This is a genomic window from Rhizobium sp. 01T417, assembly GCF_056398905.1.
Window position 1 is genome coordinate 1 of record NZ_JBFTQH010000064.1, and the last position, 18967, is coordinate 18967.

Sequence of the window (18967 nt, forward strand, 5' to 3'; positions counted from 1 at the left end):
CCTTCCTTCGTCACTGCTTACAACTTCGCCAAACACCTCAAGGCGCTCCGATGGCGAACGCCCTATCAAGCAATCTGCAACGCCTGGACAAGGGACCCGTCAATCTTCAAAATCAATCCGCACCATCTCATTCCGGGACCACACACCTAGAGCTCAGCCTTAATCTTCTCCGCGTTCGCCGCGAGTACGGCATTGTCTTCCATCTGCCCGGAATGCGGACGCAGGGCCGTACCTTCAAAACGCGGGATTATGTGGAAGTGCAGGTGAAAGACGGTCTGGCCGGCGGCTGGTTCGTTGAACTGGCAGACGAAGACGCCGTCGGCGTCGAAGGCTTCCTTGACGGCATTGGCGATCTTCTGGACGACGGGGATGGTCTTGGCGAGAACGGTCGGGTCCGCATCGAGCAGGTTGCGTGACGCCGCCTTGGGAAGGACAAGCACATGGCCCGGAGCCTGCGGCATCACGTCCATGAAGGCGATCGTGTCGCTGTCTTCGTAAATGCGGTGCGAGGGAATTTCGCCACGCAGGATCTTGGCGAAAATGTTGTTGCTGTCGTAGGCGGCGCTGGTCATACGAACTCTCCTCGTTGCTGCTGTGATCGCGTAGCGCGGCAGGGGCGAAAGCGTCAATCCTCCTGCTGGCGCTCGCCCTTTCGAAACGGGCTGTGCTCCGTCAGGATCTCGTTCATGTGCTCTACGTCGTCACGCTCGCGCTCGAGATAGTCGGCTATAGCCCGCCGCAACCCAGCATGAGCAACATAATGCGCGGAGTGAGTTGTCACCGGCAGGTAACCTCGTGCCAGCTTGTGCTCGCCCTGGGCGCCGGCTTCCACCCGTTTGAGGCCTTTCGCCAATGCAAAGTCGACTGCCTGATGATAGCAGACTTCGAAATGCAGGAACGGATGGTCCTCGATGCAGCCCCAATGACGGCCATAAAGCGTATCGCCGCCGATGAAGTTGATCGCGCCGGCAATATAGCGACCGTCACGCTTTGCCATGACGAGCAGGATGTCATCGGGCATGCGCTCGCCGATCAGCGAGTAGAATTTGCGCGTCAGGTAAGGCCGGCCCCATTTTCGGCCGCCCGTGTCCATATAGAATTCGAAGAACTGGTCCCAGATCCGTTCTGTCAGATCGCGACCGGTCAGCCAATCAATTTCAATGCCGTGTTCGAGTGCGGTGCGGCGTTCCTTGCGAAGTGCTTTGCGCTTGCGCGACGCGAGCGTTTCCAGAAACTCTTCGTGATTGGCGTAGCCTTCGTTGATGAAGTGGAACTGCTGATCCGTCCTGTGCAGGTAGTCCTCACCTTCGAAGATGCCGATCTCGTCTTCGGGCACGAATGTGATGTGGGCGGAAGAGACGCCAAGCCGGCGCACGACCTCCTTGAGGCTCTCGGCAATGGCGTGCTGGATCGGCAGGCGCTGCAGACCTTCGGCGACAAGCAGGCGCGGGCCGGTCGCAGGGGTAAAGGGGATGGAGCATTGCAGCTTCGGATAGTAGCGTCCGCCGGCTCGTTCGAAAGCATCGGCCCAGCCGTGGTCGAAAACATATTCTCCCTGGCTGTGGTTCTTGAGATAACCGGGCAGGGCGCCGATGAGTTCGCCTTTGTCGGTTTCCAATAGAAGATGATGACCCATCCAGCCGGTTTGTGCGGTCGCCGATCCTGATTCCTCCAGCGAGGACAGGAAAGCATGCGACACGAACGGATTGTAGGCGAGAACGCTGCCTTTGCGGGAGGCCCCGGAAAGCTGAGACCAGCTCTCCGGGGAAATCGCGGTGAAAGACCGCTCGATGCGGATTGAAAGTTCGTCTGTCATGGAGCGAATGCGAGACCGTTTGGGAGGAGAATAGGGCTCACCAACAGTCTGAGCATGATCTTGTCCAAAAAGCGAGCGTCAAACCGAAACGCGCGGATCGAATCCTTCGAACGTCATCTGATCGGCATTCTCGAAGGTATGCTTTCGCCCCTTTTCGTCGCGGACGGTCCAGGTGATGACAACCATGCCCTTTTCGCGCTGGGCGGTTATGAACGGGTTCGGCAGGTCGGCGACGAAATAGGAAATGAAGTCAAGGCCGAGTTTCATCGCCTTTTCATGCACTTCGAATTCTTCCGGCTTGTTGCCGCCTGCCGTCAGCCCGAGAGGATAGGGGGCATTGAGCGCCTTCAGATCGCGAAGCAGCCAGTGGTCGAAGCTCATGAGGGCGACCTTGCCTTCATAGCCCTCAAGCACTTCGAGAACTGCTTCGGCAAAGCCCTCGTCATCGGCCTCGCGGCCTTTCAGCTCGATGACCAAGGGAACCTGACCCTTGACGAGATCGAGCAGCTGCCGCAGCGTCGGGATCTTGTCGGTCGTCCCGCCGACGGAGATGAGACCGAGCTCCTTGGACGTGCGTTCGCGCACGTCTCCCTTCAGATTGCACAGACGCTCCAAATCCTCGTCATGGAAGACAACAGGAACGCCGTCGGACGCATAGTGCAGATCGCACTCGATCGCGAATCCTGCATCGACTGCGCGCGTGAAGGCGGAGAGTGTGTTTTCCCAGACCGTCTTGTTGAGGTCATGATAGCCGCGATGGGCGACCGGTTGCTCCTTGAGCCATGCTGCTGAGGTCATCAGGCAATTTCCACGATCGCATCGATTTCGACAGCGGCGTTCATCGGCAACGCGGCCATGCCGACGGCGGCGCGCGCATGCTTTCCGGCCTCGCCAAGCACGCCTGCAATCAGGTTGGAGGCGCCATTGATGACGAGGTGCTGTTCGACGAAATCAGGAGTGGAGGCCACGAAGCCGTTGAGCTTGATGACGCGCTTGATGCGACCGAGATCGCCGCCGAGGGCAGCGCTTGCTTGGGCGATGATGTTGATGGCGCAGAGTTCCGCGGCGCGCTGGCCGGTTGCGACGTCTACATTCTTGCCCAGGTGACCGAGAACAGCAATCTTTCCGCCCTCGAGCGGCAGCTGTCCGGAGATATAGAGAAGGTTCCCGCTGATGACGTAGGGGACGTAGTTGGCGGCCGGTGCAGCAGCCTCAGGCAGGGATATCCCCATTTCTTTCAGGCGCGCAGCGATTTGATCGGGCATTTTCCTCTCCGCTTTTATTGTCAATAGTTCTAAAATTATGCATCAAGGCTTGGAATCTGCTTTGTGACATTTTCGAGCCTCGATTTGGCCGAAAGCGTTCTTATAACATTGCAGGCGAGTCCAACAGGAGATTGTCAATGTTCCGATCGAGTCTTGCCGCACTTCTTCTGGCGAGCGTTTCGACGACCGTCCATGCGGCCGCGCCGGTAACGAGTGCGGCGATCGCGACTGGCCTCGTTGCTCACCGGGCGGTCTACGATCTGGAATTGAAGGATGCCTCCGAGCGTTCCGGCATTTCGGGCATGTCGGGCCGCATGGTTTATGAGTTCGACGGCAATTACTGCACGGGCTTCACCACTAACTTCCGTTTCGTTACCCAGATCGATACGGGCGATGCCGTCCGCGTCAGCGACCAGCAGACAAAGACCTTCGAGAACCTCAAGGACCGCCGGTTCACCTTCGACACCAAATCCTTCACCGACGACCAGCTCGACAAGGAGGTTAACGGTGCCGCGCAGGACCAGGCTGAAGGTGTCAAGGTTGCCTTGACCCAGCCGACCAGCAAGGAGTTGCAGCTGGCGGCAAGCCGGTTCCCAACGGAACATATGCTGGACGTGATCCAGAACGCCAAGGCTGGCAAGCGCCTGTTCGAGGCGCGCGTCTTTGACGGCTCGGACGATGGAGACAAGGCGTTGGTGACGACGACGGTGGTCGGAAAGCAGGTGGCGCCCGCAACCGACGAGGCCGATGCGGGCAACGCTGGCGCCTTCTCGAAGGCAGCCTTCTGGCCGGTCACGATCTCGTATTTCAACGAGAATACGAAGACGGACGCTTTGCCGGTCTACCGTATGTCGTTCAAGCTCTATGAAAATGGCATCACGCGTGATCTGACGATGGACTATGGCGATTTTGTTTTGAGCGGCAGGCTTGCGAAGCTCGAACTGCTCGACAGCAAATCGGCTGCCTGCAAATAACCGGAATGTAGCAAGTGCAACAAGCAGGACATCCCTACCTATACTCGCACTTCATGAACTTTGTCGCGGGCTGAAGGTTCGATTTCCCAGCTTGAACGGGCCTGCTCAGTCTGAAACAGGCGCCCTTTGAACAACCTCTAGAACGTCACGCGTCCGTGTGGCGCGTGAGCCCCATGTGACATCGAATTCTTGGCCCGGCGATCGCATCGCGGCGTTCGCTGCCTCCAAACTAGAGAATTCATAGAAGGCAGTGTGCTTCGAGGGATTGGTTCGGCTCCAAGCGCGCCACGCGTGGAGTGCCCCAAAAGCGCGTACTGCGTCTGGCATATGGCGATCATACCAATCGTCGAAAGGCGCTCGGTCCGCTTCGTTGGGAATATCTGCCTGCACTATTAAAAGCGCTAGAGTGGACATTTTCCGTCCCTTCTCAGATCGCGCATGACAGGGCGCTCGCCGCTAAGCATATAGGAGATCCGCACGGTTCGCGACAACGCTCTGTCGCATTGCCTCCGAACCTTCGACGAACGCTTGGACACGGCTTTGAGCAGCAATTTTTATGGCATCCGCTGTCTAGTTTCGCAAAGAACCGTCACGAATGCGCACGCCGACGATTGTCGCTAAGTAAACCCTCTCTATGCTAGTAATTCGAAAGGCGTGCTGATTTGGGCGCTAGAGTCGGATTGGAGTGAGAATCTTGACGATGCGGCATGGTGTTTTGAGTGGTGGACTCTATGGTATTTCAACGGGACTGGTTGCGCTGACGTTGTTCGTGAGCCCTCCGGCCCTCGCTGCAGATTGCGGCAGCACGCCGGCGGCAGGAGTTAATTGGAGTGAATGCACCAAGAGGAATCTCATGTTGCAAGGGAGCGACTTCCAGGGTGCCAACCTGGGAGATGCCGATCTCAGCCTGACCAATCTCAGCCACACCAACCTGACCGGAACGAATTTCGAGAAGGCAACACTGGTGCGGGCATGGCTTACGGGAGCGCAGGCCGGCAAGGCGAACTTCTCGAAAATCGAGGCCTATCGATCCGGCTTCGAGAACGTTTTCGCAGAAGGAGCGTCGTTCGCCGGCGCGGAACTCCAACGCTCCAATTTCAATGGTGCAAAGCTCAGTGGTGCGAATTTTGAAAAGGCCGAACTTGGCCGCGCAAGTTTTGACAGAGCCGTTCTAACGGGCGCACGGTTCTCGCTCGCCAATCTATCTCGCGCTGACCTCAGCGAGGCAACATTTGAAGGACCGGTGGCGTTCGATCGCGCCTTCATGTTTCTGACGCGGATCGAAGGGCTTGATTTGTCTGCCGCGACTGGTCTCGAGCAGGCTCAGGTCGATCTTGCCTGCGGGGATGCCAAGACCAAGTTGCCCGCCGGTCTCTCCGCGCCGACAAGCTGGCCCTGCGAGTCCGATTGACGCTTGGCGCGGTGGTGGACGCCAAGGGCCGCCGGCCCATCCTCTCCACCCCACGCTGGCTGCCGGCTCCGAATGTCGCTTTTTTCGCAGGAAGCCTTGATTTTCTGCGGAAGGGAGGGTAAGGCCACCCGCATTCCACACGTAAGGCATGGGATGGTCCGGGAGAAATCCGGATTGTTCCGCCCGGTGGCATCCTCGAAGAGGGTGCTGTTAGCCTTGCGGAGGTTCAACCGGAAAAGGATTACAAGGCATGGCATTGCCCGATTTTTCTATGCGCCAGCTCCTCGAAGCAGGCGTCCACTTCGGCCACCAGACGCACCGCTGGAACCCGAAGATGAAGCCGTACATTTTCGGCGATCGTAACAACATCCACATCATCGACTTGGCTCAGACCGTTCCGATGCTGTCGCGCGCCCTGCAGGTTGTCTCCGACACCGTTGCTCGTGGCGGCCGCGTTCTCTTCGTCGGCACCAAGCGCCAGGCTTCCGAGCTGATCGCTGACTCGGCCAAGCGTTCCGCTCAGTACTATGTCAACTCGCGTTGGCTCGGCGGTATGATGACCAACTGGAAGACGATCTCCAACTCGATCCAGCGCCTGCGCAAGCTCGACGAAATCCTGTCTTCGGAACAGTCCGGCTACAACAAGAAAGAGCGCCTGAACCTTGAGCGCGAGCGCGAAAAGCTCGACAAGGCTCTCGGTGGTATCAAGGATATGGGCGGCACGCCGGACCTGATGTTCATCATCGACACCAACAAGGAAAAGATCGCGATCGACGAAGCCAAGCGCCTCGGCATCCCGGTTGTCGCAATCATCGACTCGAACTGCGATCCTGATCTGATCGACTATCCGATCCCGGGCAACGACGACGCCTCGCGCGCCATCGCTCTCTACTGCGACCTGATCGCACGCGCTGCCATCGACGGTATCGCTCGCCAGCAGAGCTCGTCGGGCCGCGATCTCGGCGCATCGATCGAAGCTCCGGTTGAGCCGGCACTCGAAGGCGAAGCCGAAGCCTGATAAAAGAAGCAGTCGGGCTGGATGGCCCGTCATGCTTTCCAGAGATTGGGAAAAGGCCGCTCGCGACTTTCTAAAGTTCGGCGGCCTTGACCGTTTCAGGCGAGGGCGATCAGTCTCTCGCCATTTGAGTTTCGTATGAGGCGTCTTTCATCACGCTGTCATACATACAGGTACATTTCGTGCCTCAATCCGGTGTTGCACCGCCTTTGCGGGCCACCGTTTGAACCGACAAGAGGAAGCTTATGACCGAGATTACGGCTGCACTGGTGAAGGAACTGCGCGAGAAGTCCGGCGCAGGAATGATGGACTGCAAGAAGGCGCTGCTCGAAAACAACGGCGACATCGAAGCATCGATCGACTGGCTGCGCGCCAAGGGCATCTCCAAGGCCGACAAGAAGGCCGGCCGCGCTGCTGCTGAAGGCCTGATTGCCATTGCCGGCGCCGGTCACAAGGCTGTTGTCGTCGAGCTGAACTCGGAAACGGACTTCGTTGCCCGCAACGATGCCTTCCAGGATCTCGTTCGCGGCATCGCCAACGTTGCCCTGTCCACCGATGGCACGGTTGAAGCCATTGCTGCCGCGACATACCCGGCATCCGGCAAGCCGGTCGCCGACACCATCAAGGACGCGATCGCGACCATCGGCGAAAACATGACGCTCCGTCGCGCTGCCAAGCTCGAAGTCGAGCACGGCGTTGTTGCGACCTACATCCACAACGCTGCTGGCGACGGCATCGGCAAGCTCGGCGTGCTTGTCGCCCTGAAGTCGGAAGGTGACAAGGCCGTCCTGACCTCGATCGGCCGCCAGGTTGCCATGCACATCGCTGCGACCAACCCGCTCGCCATCCGCGCCGAAGAAGTCGACGCTGCCGTTGCCGAGCGCGAACGCAACGTCTTCATCGAGCAGGCCCGCGAATCCGGAAAGCCGGAAGCCATCATCGAAAAGATGGTCGAAGGCCGTATGCGCAAGTTCTTCGAAGAAGTTGCTCTGCTCTCGCAGGCTTTCGTCATCAACCCCGACCTGACGGTCGGCGCTGCTGTCAAGGAAGCAGAAAAGGAAGCCGGCGCCAAGATCGAAGTCGTCGGCATGGCACGCCTTCTCCTCGGCGAAGGCGTCGAGAAGGAAGAGAGCGACTTCGCTGCTGAGGTGGCCGCTGTCGCCAAGGGCTGATCGACCTATACATGTGAAAACCGAAGGGCATCGCGTGACAACGCGGTGCCCTTCGTGTATCCGGCACACAGCGGTAATATACGAGGAGCCACGATGTCGTCAGAGCCTGTCTACAAACGCGTTCTACTCAAGGCTTCCGGCGAAGCCCTCATGGGCAGCCAGGGATTTGGAATTGATGTAGCGGTCGCAGACCGCATTGCGGCTGACATAGCCGAAGCGCGGCAGATGGGTGTGGAAGTCGGCGTCGTCGTCGGCGGCGGCAACATCTTCCGCGGTGTCGCAGTTGCCTCCAAGGGTGGCGATCGCGTTACCGGCGACCACATGGGCATGCTCGCGACCGTCATCAACGCGCTGGCGCTGGCAACGTCGCTGCGCAAGCTGAACATCGACACTGTTGTGCTCTCGGCGATTGCGATGCCGGAGATCTGCGAGAGTTTCTCGCAGCGCGCAACGCTCTACCATCTGTCGCTCGGCCGCGTCGTGATCTTCGCAGGCGGCACCGGCAACCCGTTCTTCACGACGGACTCGGCAGCCGCGCTGCGCGCCGCCGAAATGGGAGCGGAAGCGATCTTCAAGGGAACGCAAGTCGATGGTATTTATTCGGCTGATCCGAAAAAGGATCCCGAGGCGACGCGCTTCGACCACCTGACGCACAAGGAAGTCCTCGACAAGGGACTGGCCGTCATGGACGTCGCGGCAGTGGCGCTTGCACGAGAGAATTCCATTCCGATCATCGTCTTCTCGATCCACGAGAAGGGTGGTTTTGCTGAAATCCTCAAAGGCGGTGGCCTCAAGACCATCGTCTCTGATAACTGATTGAGTGGGCGGCCTGCTTTGCCGCAGCTTCTACCAAGACGGGAGCAATAAAATGAGTGAAGGCATCGACATCAAGGAACTCAAGCGCCGCATGGATGGCGCTATTTCCGCGTTCAAGCACGATATCGCATCGCTGCGCACCGGCCGCGCCTCGGCCAACATTCTCGACCCTGTCATGGTCGAGGCCTATGGTTCGCGCGTGCCGCTGAACCAGGTGGCAAACGTGACCGTTCCAGAGCCGCGCATGCTTGGCATCTCCGTCTGGGACAAGTCGATGGTCAACGCCGTCGATCGCGCGATCCGCGAGGCCAACCTCGGCCTCAATCCGATCATCGATGGCCAGAACCTGCGTATCCCGCTGCCGGAGCTCAACGAGGAGCGCCGCAAATCGCTGGTGAAGGTCGCCCACGACTATGCCGAGAAGAGCAAGGTTGCGATTCGCCATGTACGTCGTGACGGCATGGACGGCCTTAAGAAAGCCGAAAAAGACGGTGCGATTGGCCAGGACGAAAGCCGGGCACAATCAGATCGTGTGCAGAAGATGACCGACGAGACGATTTCTGAGGTCGACCGCTTGCTTGGCGAGAAGGAAAAGGAAATCATGCAGGTTTAAGGCGCGCTGCGGCTGCGCCTTGGCTGCAAGAACCGGACGGGAAATGTCGGAACGAACATTTTTGACTGTGCCAGAACACGTTGCCATCATCATGGACGGCAACGGCCGATGGGCAAAGCAGCGCGGGCTTCCGCGGACGATGGGGCATCGAAAGGGCGTTGACGCCGTGCGCGAGGCCGTGCGCGCAGCGGGCGACGTCGGGATCAAATATCTCACGCTCTTCGCCTTCTCATCGGAAAACTGGCGGCGTCCGGAAACGGAGGTCTCGGATCTCCTCGGATTGCTGAAAGCCTTCATTCGTCGTGACTTGGCGGAACTGCATCGCCAGAACGTGCGCGTGAAAGTGATTGGCGACCGGCACAGCCTCAAGAGCGACATCCTCGATCTTCTCGTGGATGCGGAAGAGACCACAAAGACGAATACCGCGCTGACGCTCATCATCGCCTTCAACTATGGCTCGCGCGACGAGATCGCGCGTGCGATGGCGAGCCTTGCACGGGATGTAGAGGCAGGACGGCTGAAGGCGCAGGATATTTCTCCGGCGCTGATCGATGCGCGGCTCGACACGGCCGGGATCCCGGATCCGGACCTGATCATCCGCACAAGTGGTGAAGAACGCCTTTCCAACTTCCTGCTCTGGCAGGCGGCCTACTCCGAGTTCATTTTCGTGCCCGAGTATTGGCCCGATTTCAGCCGGGAGATCTTCTACTCGGCGTTGGAAACCTTCGCGTCGCGCGACCGTCGCTTTGGCGGACTGGTGGCACAGACGGCTGCGGCAGTGGGCACCTGATGCAGCAGGAGCTGAAGCTACGCATTATTTCGGGCGTAATCCTTGCCGTTATCGTTCTGCTCGCCACCTGGTACGGCGGCGTTGCCTTCAGCCTGCTGTCGGCAGCGATCGGACTGCTGATCTACTATGAATGGTCGACCATTACGAAGCTTGCCACGGAACAGCCGGTCGCCAATGCGATCGGTTGGATAGGGCAGGCGGCAATCGCGGTGGCCGTCGTTGCGGGGACGCTTGGATATTCCCTGCTGCTACTGGTGCTGTTCTTCCTGATTGCTGTCGGCTTCGTGCTTGTGTCCGGCGTATCGCGCTGGTTTCCCACGGGGATCGTGTACGCCGGTCTTACGGGAATTGCCCTTTCGAGCATCCGCGGCTCCGATAGCGTCGGCCTTTTCGCGATGCTCTTTGTATTCGCAGTCGTGTGGTCGACCGACATTCTTGCTTATTTCGTCGGGCGCGCCATCGGTGGCCCGAAGCTGGCGCCGAAGATATCTCCCGGAAAGACATGGTCCGGCGCTATTGGCGGCGCCGTTTCCGCTGTGATCGCCGGTAGCCTGGTTGCCTATTTTGCCTTTCCGCAGAGCCTCGTGCTCGCGGCTCCGGTTGCGTTCATCCTATCGGTATGCAGTCAGAGCGGCGATCTCTTCGAATCCTTCATCAAGCGTCGCTTCGGCGTCAAGGATTCGAGCCACCTGATTCCAGGGCATGGCGGCGTCATGGACCGTGTCGACGGGCTCATTTTCGCCTGCTTTGCGGCGTTCTTGCTAGCTGGGCTTTTTTCGCTGATAAAGGGCGGCGAAATAACGTCGCTCGGTGCAGCCCTGTTCGGCGTATAATGTCTGCAAAGGCTGGCGGAAAAATCAGATGCTTGGCTTGACCGGTATATTGGCATTCCTGACGGGCTATATCGTGCCCTTTGTCCTCGTGCTGTCATTGCTCGTTTTCGTGCATGAAATGGGCCACTATCTGGTGGGGCGATGGAGCGGCATCCGCATATTGGCGTTCTCGATCGGCTTTGGTCCGGAATTGCTCGGCTTCACCGACAAGCATGGAACGCGTTGGAAGCTCTCACTGATACCTCTGGGCGGCTATGTCCGCTTCTTCGGCGACGAGGATGTATCGAGCAAGCCCGATGACGACAAGCTCGCGTCAATGTCGGAAGAGGATCGTGCGCGGTCCTTCGCCGGTGCGAAGCTGTGGAAGCGTGCCGCAACGGTTGCTGCCGGCCCGATAGCGAATTTCATCCTGGCGATTGCGATTTTTGCGGTTCTCTTCTCGATCTACGGTCGATCGGTTGCTGATCCTGTGGTTGCCGAAGTCAAGCCGGGCAGCGTTGCAGCCGAAGCGGGCGTCGTGCCTGGCGACCTTCTGATCGCCATCGATGGCACGAGGGTCGAGACTTTTGACGACGTCCGGCGCTACGTCAGCATTCGGCCCGAGCAGCAAATTGTCGTAACGATCGAGCGCAACGGCCAGAAGCTGGATGTGCCGATGGTGCCGGCGCGAACCGATATGACCGACCAGTTCGGCAACAAGATCGAAATCGGCCTGATCGGCATCGTCACCAACCAGGAGGTCGGCCACTTCCGGGTACAGACCTACTCGCCGCTGGAGGCGGTCAAGGAAGGCGCGATCCAGACCTGGCACATCGTAACTGGCACCTTCAAGTATATTGGCAACCTGATCTCCGGCTATATGAAGCCAGACCAGCTTGGCGGACCGATCCGCGTGGCTCAGGCTTCCGGTCAGATGGCGACGTTGGGCGTTGCAGCTTTGCTTCAGCTTGCCGCTGTCTTGTCTGTTTCCATCGGATTACTGAATTTGATGCCGGTTCCGGTACTTGATGGCGGACATTTGATGTTCTATGCGATTGAAGCGGTGAGGGGAAAACCGTTGGGTTCGTCTGCGCAGGACATTGCGTTTCGCATTGGCTTGGCGATGGTTTTGAGCTTGATGGTTTTTGCCACCTGGAACGATATAAGTGCTTTGATTGGTTGATTGCTCGACGAGGGAAATTACCATTTATTTACGATGTTTCAAAGCTGTAGTGGCGAATGCGTCACGCTTTGAAATGAAGTAAACAGAAATTAACTTGCTCCCTTGCTTGTAAGACAAAAGCGGGTAAAACGACACACGTGACCGGAATCGGGGGACGCCTGGGGCCGGGGACGAGAAAAAAGGTAATGGGTGAAATGAAGGCTGGTTCAAGATTTTTGAACGCAGTATCGGCGGTTGCGCTGTCTGCAGGTATTGTTGCTTCGGGAGCAGGTGCAGCGGTTTTCGTCTCCGCTACGACGGCAGAAGCTGCAGTGATTCAGCGCATCGATGTGCGCGGCGCCAGCCGTGTCGGCGCTGAGGCCGTTCGCTCGAACCTCACAATCCAGCCTGGCCAAAGCTTTTCCAACACCGACATCGATGACTCTGTGAAGCAGCTTTACGACACGGGCTATTTCTCCGACGTCAAGATTTCCGTTTCCGGCGGCACGCTGGTCGTGACGGTCCAGGAAGCGCAGCTCATCAACCAGGTCGTCTTCAACGGCAACCGGAAGATCAAGGACGACAAGCTTGCTGCGATCGTGAAGACGCACGCGGCCGGACCTTTTAACGACGCGCAGATCCAGGCGGACATTCAGTCGATCAAGGACGCGTATGCGGCAACCGGTCGCAGCGAGGTCCAGGTGACCACGCAGGTCGTGCCGCTCGGCGAAGGTCGCGTCAATCTGGCATTCGTCATTGACGAAGGTGATCGCACCAAGATCGGCGCCATCAATTTCGTTGGCAACAATGCCTATAGCTCCGGCCGTCTCGCTTCCGTCATCAACACGAAGCGCTCCAACTTCCTGTCGTTCCTGACACGCAAGGACGTCTACAGCGAAGACAAGCTTCGCGCTGACGAAGAGGCGCTGCGTCAGTTCTATTACAATCGCGGCTTTGCCGACTTCCGTATCATCTCGTCGGACGCGACCTTCGACGAGGCGACCAACAAGTACACGTTGACCTTCAATATCGAAGAAGGTCCGCGCTACAATTTCGGCGCCGTAACCGTGCAATCGACGGTTCCCGGAGTTGATGCCACGCAGTTGCAGGGGCTCGTCCGCACTCGCGAGGGCCAGGTCTACAGCGCCAAGGAAGTCCAGAAGTCGATGGAAGCGATCTCTGACCAGGTCGCCTCCGCTGGATATCCTTTTGCGCGCGTAACGCCGCGCGGCAATCGTGACCTGGCGAACAACACGATCGGCGTCGAATACCTCGTTGACCAGGGCGAGCGCGCCTATGTCGAGCGTATCGAAATCCGCGGCAACAGCCGCACGCGCGACTTTGTCATTCGTCGCGAGTTCGACATGAGCGAAGGCGACGCCTTCAATCAGCAGATGATCACGAGGGCAAAGCGCCGTCTCGAAGCTCTCGGCTACTTCTCGTCGGTCAACATCTCGACGCAGCCGGGCAGCTCTCCGGACCGCGTTGTCGTTGTGGTTGATGTGCAGGACCAGTCGACGGGTTCGTTCGGTATCGGCGCGGGCTATGCGGCCGGCGGCGACGGCCTGCTGCTTGAAGCCTCGGTCGAGGAAAAGAACTTCCTGGGTCGCGGTCAGTATATCAAGATCAGCGCTGGTGGTGGTCAGGAAGGTTCTCGTACCTATGGCCTGAACTTCACTGAGCCTTACTTCCTCGGTTACCGTTTGGCTGTCGGTTTCGACCTCAATCACAGCGAGACGTCGAGCAACGATAACTACGACTACGAAGAAAACAGCGGTGTTCTTCGTGCCACGGCGCCGATCACGGAAGATCTGGCGACGACGTTCCGCTACAACTACAAGCAGATGAAGTACGATCCCTCGGGTTCGCTGAGCGATCTGTCTGCGCCGTATCAGAACCTTGTTGAGAATAGCCCATGGGTAAAGTCGTCTGTTTCGCAGACGCTGACCTACAACACGCTTGACGACATGACGCTGCCGCGCGAAGGCATCTACGCAAGCGTTACGCAGGAAATTGCTGGTATCGGCGGTGACTCGCAGTTCTATAAGATCTACGGCAAGGCGCGGTATTTCCATCTGCTGGCCGATGATGCTGACATTATCGGCTCGGTTACGGGTTCGGCGGGTTATGTCGTAGGCTTTGACAAGAGCCTGAACGTCTTTGACCAGTTCACGCTGACCAACGGCGATATCAGAGGCTTCGAAAACAAGGGCATCGGCCCGCGCATTGCCGGGGCGAACGACGATCCGCTCGGCGGTACGACCTATTTCACGGTCTCGGCTGAAGCGACGTTCCCGCTCCCGTTGGTTCCGCGCGACTTTGGCCTGCGTGGCGCCTTGTTCGCCGACGCTGGCACGCTGTTCGGCAATGATGTCGACCCGCTCGGTGATACTGTGAACGGCGAAGATGCGTCACTCCGTGCGTCCGTCGGCGTTGGTCTTATGTGGGCGTCGCCATTCGGTACGCTGCGCGTCGACTACGCTATTCCGGTCGCCAAGGAAGACTTTGACAAGACGCAGCACTTCAAGTTTGGCATAAACAACCAATTCTGATATCGGCAGTCCGGAACCGTAAAACCGAATTCCGTTCTGGAGATTTGCCGATGGAGCAAAATAGCTTTTTTCTGCCCCATGATGGCGTGAAACTCTCGGAGTTGGCGCAGTATCTTGGGGCAGAGCTTGCTGACCCCAAAAATGCAGATGTCGTGATCCGTTCCGTTTCCCCCGTAAGTCGGGCGAAGGCGGGCGATCTCTGTTACATCATCTCGAAGCGGAGCAAGGACGAGCTTGCGACGTGCGAAGCATCTGCAGTGCTTTGCAGCGCGGGGCTGCGCTCGCTGGTGCCGGATCATCTGCCTGTTCTGATTTCGAAGAATGCCCATGCGGCCTTTGCGATGGCGGGAGGTTTCCTCTACCCGAAGGCGCTGCGCCCAGAAGCCCTTTTTTCCGAAGCCCCTGGTATTTCGGATCGCGCGGTTGTTGATCCTACGGCCCGTCTCGAAGGGAAGGTTTCGATCGAGCCGATGGCGGTGGTCGGTGCGCACGCTGAAATCGGCGAGGGTACACATATTGGCGCCGGCGCTATCATTGGGCCCAACGTCAAGATCGGCCGCAATTGCACGATCGCGGCTGGCGCAAGCGTGCTCTGCGCCCTCATTGGCAACAGCGTCATCATTCACAATGGTGCACGGATCGGCCAGGATGGTTTCGGCTACGCTCCGGGTCCACGCGGGATGATCAAGATCGTTCAGATCGGCCGGGTGATCATCCAGGATCATGTCGAGATTGGCGCGAATACAACGATTGATCGTGGTACGATGGATGATACGGTCGTCGGCGAGGGCACGAAGATCGACAATCAGGTCCAGATCGGCCACAACGTCCGCATCGGGCGTCACTGTGCCATCGTTTCGCAGGTCGGCATTGCCGGCAGTACGGTGCTTGGCGAYGGCGTGCAGATCGGCGGTCAGGCAGGACTGAACGGACATATCAAGATTGGCGACGGGGTGCAGATCGCTGCAAAGAGCGGCGTGATCGGAGACATCCCCGCTGGTGAGCGCTACGGCGGTGTGCCGGCCCGCCCCATCAACGATTTTCTACGGGAGACGGCCGCGATTTTGGCGCGATCAACCGGCGGCAAGAAAACGGGAGAAAAGAATGACTGAGGAAGCAAAGACTTCGCTCTCTTCGGCAGATATCATCGAGATCATGAAGCTGCTGCCACACCGGTATCCGTTCTTGCTCGTAGACCGGATTATCGAGATCGATGGCGACGAATCCGCGGTCGGTATCAAGAACGTGACTGCAAACGAACCGCATTTCACCGGTCACTTTCCGGAATCGCCAATTATGCCGGGAGTTCTGCTCATCGAGGGGATGGCGCAGACGGCCGGCGCGATCTGCGCCAAGAAGCAGGGCGAAACCGGCAATCTCGTCTACTTCATGACGATCGATAACGCGCGTTTCCGCAAGCCGGTCGTTCCCGGCGATCGCGTCGAATACCACGTGAAGAAACAGAAACAGCGCGGTAATATCTGGAAGTTCCATTGCGATGCTAAGGTTGATGGAGCGCTCGTCGCCGAAGCCGACATCGGGGCGATGATCGTTCGCAAGGATCAGGCATGAGCACGATAGCAGCCAGCGCCAGCATTCACGCCATGGCGGTCGTCGAAGATGGCGCCGTGATTGGCGAGAACGTGAAGATCGGCCCTTTCTGCCATGTCGGGCCGAAGGTCGTGCTGGGTGATAACGTGGAGTTGCTGGCGCATTCAGTCGTATCCGGCAGGACGACGCTTGGTAAGGGGTGCCGCGTTTTCCCGATGGCCGTGATCGGCGGCGATCCGCAGAGCGTCCATCACGGCGGCGAAGAAACGACCTTGACGGTCGGCGACAACTGCACGTTCCGCGAGGGCGTCACGGTGAACACGGGTACTGCCGATTTTGGTGGCCAGACGATTGTTGGCGACAACAACCTTTTCCTGGCGAATTCGCATATCGCCCATGACTGCCGGGTAGGAAACAACGTCATCATGTCCAACAACGTGATGCTCGCCGGCCATGTGACGATTGAGGACCGTGTCATTCTTGGTGGTGGCTGTGCCGTGCACCAATTCACACGTGTCGGTCGCCAGGCGTTCGTCGGCGGTCTCTCTGCGGTCAGCTATGACGTCATTCCCTATGGCATGCTGAACGGCAATCCGGGCCTTCTGAGTGGACTGAACGTCGTTGGCATGACCCGCGCCGGTGTTGACCGGGCGACGATTCATGCCGTGCGGCGCGCCTACAAGGCGATCTTCGAAGGCGCCGGTTCGATCCGTGCCAACGCCGCCGCGATCCGGGATGAACACGCCGATTGCGAGCAGGTCCTTCAGATCCTCGACTTCATCGCAGCCGATAGCGATCGCGCTCTTTCCTCTCCGACCAGGGGACAGAAAGGGTGATGCTTGGCTCTCGCGGGTGACATGGCAAAAGGCCGCTTGGCCATCATCGCAGGTAGCGGGCTTCTGCCGTCCTATGTCGCCACCGCGGCGCGGCAAGCAGGTGAAAATCCCTTTATTATCGCTCTGAAGGACGAGGCCGATCGCTCTTGGGAAGGCTTTGACCATGCGGTTATCGGGGTCGGAGATTTTGCCGCTCTCAGTCGGATATTCGAAGGCAACGGCATCGACCGCGTCGTGATGTCTGGTGGTGTACGCCGGCGTCCGGAATGGCGCGAAGTGCGGCCGACGCTGAGGACCCTCGTGAAATTACCGTCGACAATCCGGACGCTGCTCGCTGGTGGCGACGATACCGTGTTGCGGATGGTCATCACGCTGATCGAAGAGAATGGGCGCCGGGTCGTCGGCGCGCACGAGATCGCACCGGATCTGCTGGCATCGGTCGGTCCGCTGGGCGCTGTGCGACCAAGCCTCGATAATGCGAAGGACATCGCGCGAGCCGCAGAAGCAGCGGATGCGCTCGGCAGGCTGGACGTCGGTCAAGGGTCGGTGTCGGTCGGCGGTCGCATTGTCGCGCTCGAAGGCGTGGAAGGCACGGACAGCATGCTGGAGCGTGTCGCCGAGCTGCGGTCGGCGGGGCGAATTTCTCAGCGCCGCAGCGGCGTGCTGGTGAAACTGTGCAAACCGCAGCAGGATATCCGCGCGGACCTGCCATCGATCGGCATTTCGACGATCGAGAACCTGCAGAGAGCAGGACTTGCCGGAGTGGCTGTGGAGGCGGGCCGCTCGCTCATCCTGGAGCGCGACGCCGTCATCAAGGCTGCCGATGAAGCCGGTATCTTTGTATGCGGACTGGATCGGGGATTGCCATCCTGGGGGCTGGCGTGAGCGAAGCTTCACTGAGAGTTGCCATTGTTGTTGGAGAGGTTTCGGGCGACCTCCTGGGTGCCGACCTGATCGCCGCTCTGAAACGAAAGTTTCCTGGCGACGTGGAACTCATCGGCGTTGGCGGCGAGGGGCTGGAGGCGCAGGGTCTGCGCTCGCTTTTCGATTTCGCCGACCTTCAGGTCATGGGCATCACCCAGGTGCTTTCGAAGCTGCCGCGGCTCGTTCGGCGTATCGGTGAGACGGCGTCGGCCATCATCGCCGCAAAGCCTGATGTGCTTATTATCGTCGACAGTCCTGACTTCACGCACAGGGTCGCAAAGCGTGTTCGCACGGTGCTGCCCAGCTTGCCTGTCGTCAACTACGTTTGCCCCAGCGTATGGGCGTGGAAGGAATACCGGGCGCAGCGCATGCTCGCCTATGTCGACCATGTGCTCGCTGTGTTGCCATTCGAACCGGACGTGATGCGCAAGCTGGGCGGGCCGCCGACAACTTATGTCGGCCACCGCTTGACAGCCGATCCCAACCTGTTGGATGCACGACGCCAGCGCGCGCAGACGAAGCCGCGAAACCAGGCCGACCGCAAGACAGTCATGCTTCTGCCGGGTTCGCGCTCGTCGGAGATCGCCAAGCTGCTGCCACACTTTGGCGATGCCATTAGCGAGTTGGTAGCGCGCAACGGCGAGATGCGTATTATTTTGCCGACGATGCCACGCCGCGAAGCCATGATCCGTGAGCTCGTCAAGGATTGGACGGCCAAGCCGGAGATCGTGACGGGAGCCGAGGCGAAGTGGCGAGCGTTCACGGAGGCCGATGCCGCCATGGCTGCCTCCGGCACTGTCGTGCTTGAGCTGGCTTTGACGGGCGTTCCCTGTGTTTCGGCGTACAAGACGGACTGGATCATCAGGCTCATGACCAGCAAGATCAAAACGTGGAGTGCTGCGCTTCCGAACTTGATCGCCGATTACGCTGTTGTGCCCGAGTATATCAACGACGTGGTCCGAGGCGGCAGCTTCGCTCGCTGGATGGAGAAGCTTTCAGCGGATAGCCTGCCACGGCAGGCAATGATGCAGGGCTTCGACGTTCTCTGGCAGAGAATGCAGACCGAGAAGCCGCCGGGAGAACATGCGGCAGAGATTGTTCTCGACGTTCTCCAAAAGAAAAAGCAACGGTGTTAGGCGTCAATCACCGTTGCTCGATAGTCTCTCATTTTGGCATTGAGGATTATGATCATCCTTCGCATGACCGCGACGAGAGCGACCTTTCCGGGCTTTCCTTTCGCTTTCAGTCGTTCGAAGAC

Annotated in this window: 19 protein-coding genes and 2 pseudogenes; 16 read left to right on the forward strand and 5 right to left on the reverse strand. The window is 58.9% G+C overall.

Translation table 11 applies throughout. The features are described from left to right. Positions 1-150 (forward strand): annotated as a pseudogene (locus AC1DPR_RS30265) (IS481 family transposase); the annotation flags it as partial. Here the strand turns inward: AC1DPR_RS30265 and AC1DPR_RS30270 are convergent. The 4 genes from AC1DPR_RS30270 to AC1DPR_RS30285 form a co-directional block, all read right to left on the reverse strand. Next, positions 147-572: an HIT family protein gene (locus tag AC1DPR_RS30270; RefSeq protein WP_018858831.1), complete on the reverse strand. Its 426-nt coding sequence runs from the start codon at positions 570-572 to the stop codon at positions 147-149. The pseudogene AC1DPR_RS30265 and the gene AC1DPR_RS30270 sit on opposite strands and share 4 nt — an antisense overlap. A gap of 53 nt (positions 573-625) precedes the next feature. Beyond that, a complete protein-coding gene (locus AC1DPR_RS30275; RefSeq protein ID WP_113471670.1) occupies positions 626-1816 on the reverse strand; it encodes a GNAT family N-acetyltransferase in 1191 nt (396 codons plus the stop codon). Between the two features lie 78 nt (positions 1817-1894). Beyond that, positions 1895-2614, reverse strand: coding sequence for a glycerophosphodiester phosphodiesterase (locus AC1DPR_RS30280; RefSeq protein WP_113471671.1), 720 nt, complete (start codon positions 2612-2614; stop codon positions 1895-1897). Then, positions 2614-3081 carry a RidA family protein gene (locus tag AC1DPR_RS30285; protein WP_113471672.1) on the reverse strand — a complete coding sequence of 156 codons (468 nt, stop codon included), beginning with the start codon at positions 3079-3081 and terminating at the stop codon, positions 2614-2616. Before AC1DPR_RS30285 ends, AC1DPR_RS30280 begins: the two co-directional genes overlap by 1 nt. Positions 3082-3218: 137 nt before the next feature. Between AC1DPR_RS30285 and AC1DPR_RS30290 the strand changes: the two genes are divergently transcribed. The 15 genes from AC1DPR_RS30290 (at position 3219) to lpxB (ending at position 18845) form a co-directional block, all read left to right on the forward strand. Continuing rightward, positions 3219-4055, forward strand: coding sequence for a cell envelope integrity EipB family protein (locus AC1DPR_RS30290; protein WP_025659042.1), 837 nt, complete (start codon positions 3219-3221; stop codon positions 4053-4055). Between the two features lie 700 nt (positions 4056-4755). Beyond that, a complete protein-coding gene (locus AC1DPR_RS30295) occupies positions 4756-5466 on the forward strand; it encodes a pentapeptide repeat-containing protein (protein WP_192240746.1) in 711 nt (236 codons plus the stop codon). A gap of 250 nt (positions 5467-5716) precedes the next feature. Then, positions 5717-6484: a 30S ribosomal protein S2 gene (gene rpsB, locus AC1DPR_RS30300; RefSeq protein ID WP_016553822.1), complete on the forward strand. Its 768-nt coding sequence runs from the start codon at positions 5717-5719 to the stop codon at positions 6482-6484. A gap of 242 nt (positions 6485-6726) precedes the next feature. Then, positions 6727-7653, forward strand: coding sequence for a translation elongation factor Ts (gene tsf / locus AC1DPR_RS30305; protein WP_025659039.1), 927 nt, complete (start codon positions 6727-6729; stop codon positions 7651-7653). A 93-nt stretch (positions 7654-7746) separates the two neighbouring features. Beyond that, complete coding sequence (pyrH, locus tag AC1DPR_RS30310) at positions 7747-8469, forward strand: UMP kinase (protein WP_018858824.1); 723 nt, start codon at positions 7747-7749, stop codon at positions 8467-8469. A gap of 52 nt (positions 8470-8521) precedes the next feature. Beyond that, complete coding sequence (gene frr / locus AC1DPR_RS30315) at positions 8522-9082, forward strand: ribosome recycling factor (protein WP_018858823.1); 561 nt, start codon at positions 8522-8524, stop codon at positions 9080-9082. Positions 9083-9125: 43 nt separating this feature from the next. After that, on the forward strand, positions 9126-9872 hold the full coding sequence (locus tag AC1DPR_RS30320) for an isoprenyl transferase (RefSeq protein WP_026372003.1): 747 nt from the start codon (positions 9126-9128) through the stop codon (positions 9870-9872). Then, entirely contained in the window at positions 9872-10705 is an 834-nt protein-coding gene (locus tag AC1DPR_RS30325; protein ID WP_112641333.1) for a phosphatidate cytidylyltransferase, read from the forward strand. The genes AC1DPR_RS30320 and AC1DPR_RS30325 overlap by 1 nt, the downstream gene beginning before the upstream one ends. A gap of 28 nt (positions 10706-10733) precedes the next feature. Continuing rightward, positions 10734-11867, forward strand: coding sequence for an RIP metalloprotease RseP (gene rseP / locus AC1DPR_RS30330; protein ID WP_062375382.1), 1134 nt, complete (start codon positions 10734-10736; stop codon positions 11865-11867). 194 nt (positions 11868-12061) lie between these two features. Continuing rightward, on the forward strand, positions 12062-14398 hold the full coding sequence (gene bamA, locus AC1DPR_RS30335) for an outer membrane protein assembly factor BamA (RefSeq protein WP_025659035.1): 2337 nt from the start codon (positions 12062-12064) through the stop codon (positions 14396-14398). Positions 14399-14448: 50 nt separating this feature from the next. Then, complete coding sequence (gene lpxD / locus AC1DPR_RS30340; RefSeq protein WP_018858818.1) at positions 14449-15510, forward strand: UDP-3-O-(3-hydroxymyristoyl)glucosamine N-acyltransferase; 1062 nt, start codon at positions 14449-14451, stop codon at positions 15508-15510. Further along, a complete protein-coding gene (gene fabZ / locus AC1DPR_RS30345; RefSeq protein WP_018858817.1) occupies positions 15503-15970 on the forward strand; it encodes a 3-hydroxyacyl-ACP dehydratase FabZ in 468 nt (155 codons plus the stop codon). The genes lpxD and fabZ overlap by 8 nt, the downstream gene beginning before the upstream one ends. Continuing rightward, complete coding sequence (gene lpxA, locus AC1DPR_RS30350) at positions 15967-16785, forward strand: acyl-ACP--UDP-N-acetylglucosamine O-acyltransferase (RefSeq protein WP_018858816.1); 819 nt, start codon at positions 15967-15969, stop codon at positions 16783-16785. The genes fabZ and lpxA overlap by 4 nt, the downstream gene beginning before the upstream one ends. Positions 16786-16788: 3 nt before the next feature. Continuing rightward, positions 16789-17670, forward strand: a complete 882-nt coding sequence (locus tag AC1DPR_RS30355) for an LpxI family protein (RefSeq protein WP_477817863.1) — start codon at positions 16789-16791, stop codon at positions 17668-17670. Further along, positions 17667-18845: a lipid-A-disaccharide synthase gene (gene lpxB, locus AC1DPR_RS30360; protein WP_113471675.1), complete on the forward strand. Its 1179-nt coding sequence runs from the start codon at positions 17667-17669 to the stop codon at positions 18843-18845. The genes AC1DPR_RS30355 and lpxB overlap by 4 nt, the downstream gene beginning before the upstream one ends. On the opposite strand, the pseudogene AC1DPR_RS30365 reads toward lpxB, so the two are convergent. Then, positions 18842-18967, reverse strand: a pseudogene (locus tag AC1DPR_RS30365) (IS110 family transposase); the annotation flags it as partial. The gene lpxB and the pseudogene AC1DPR_RS30365 overlap by 4 nt on opposite strands.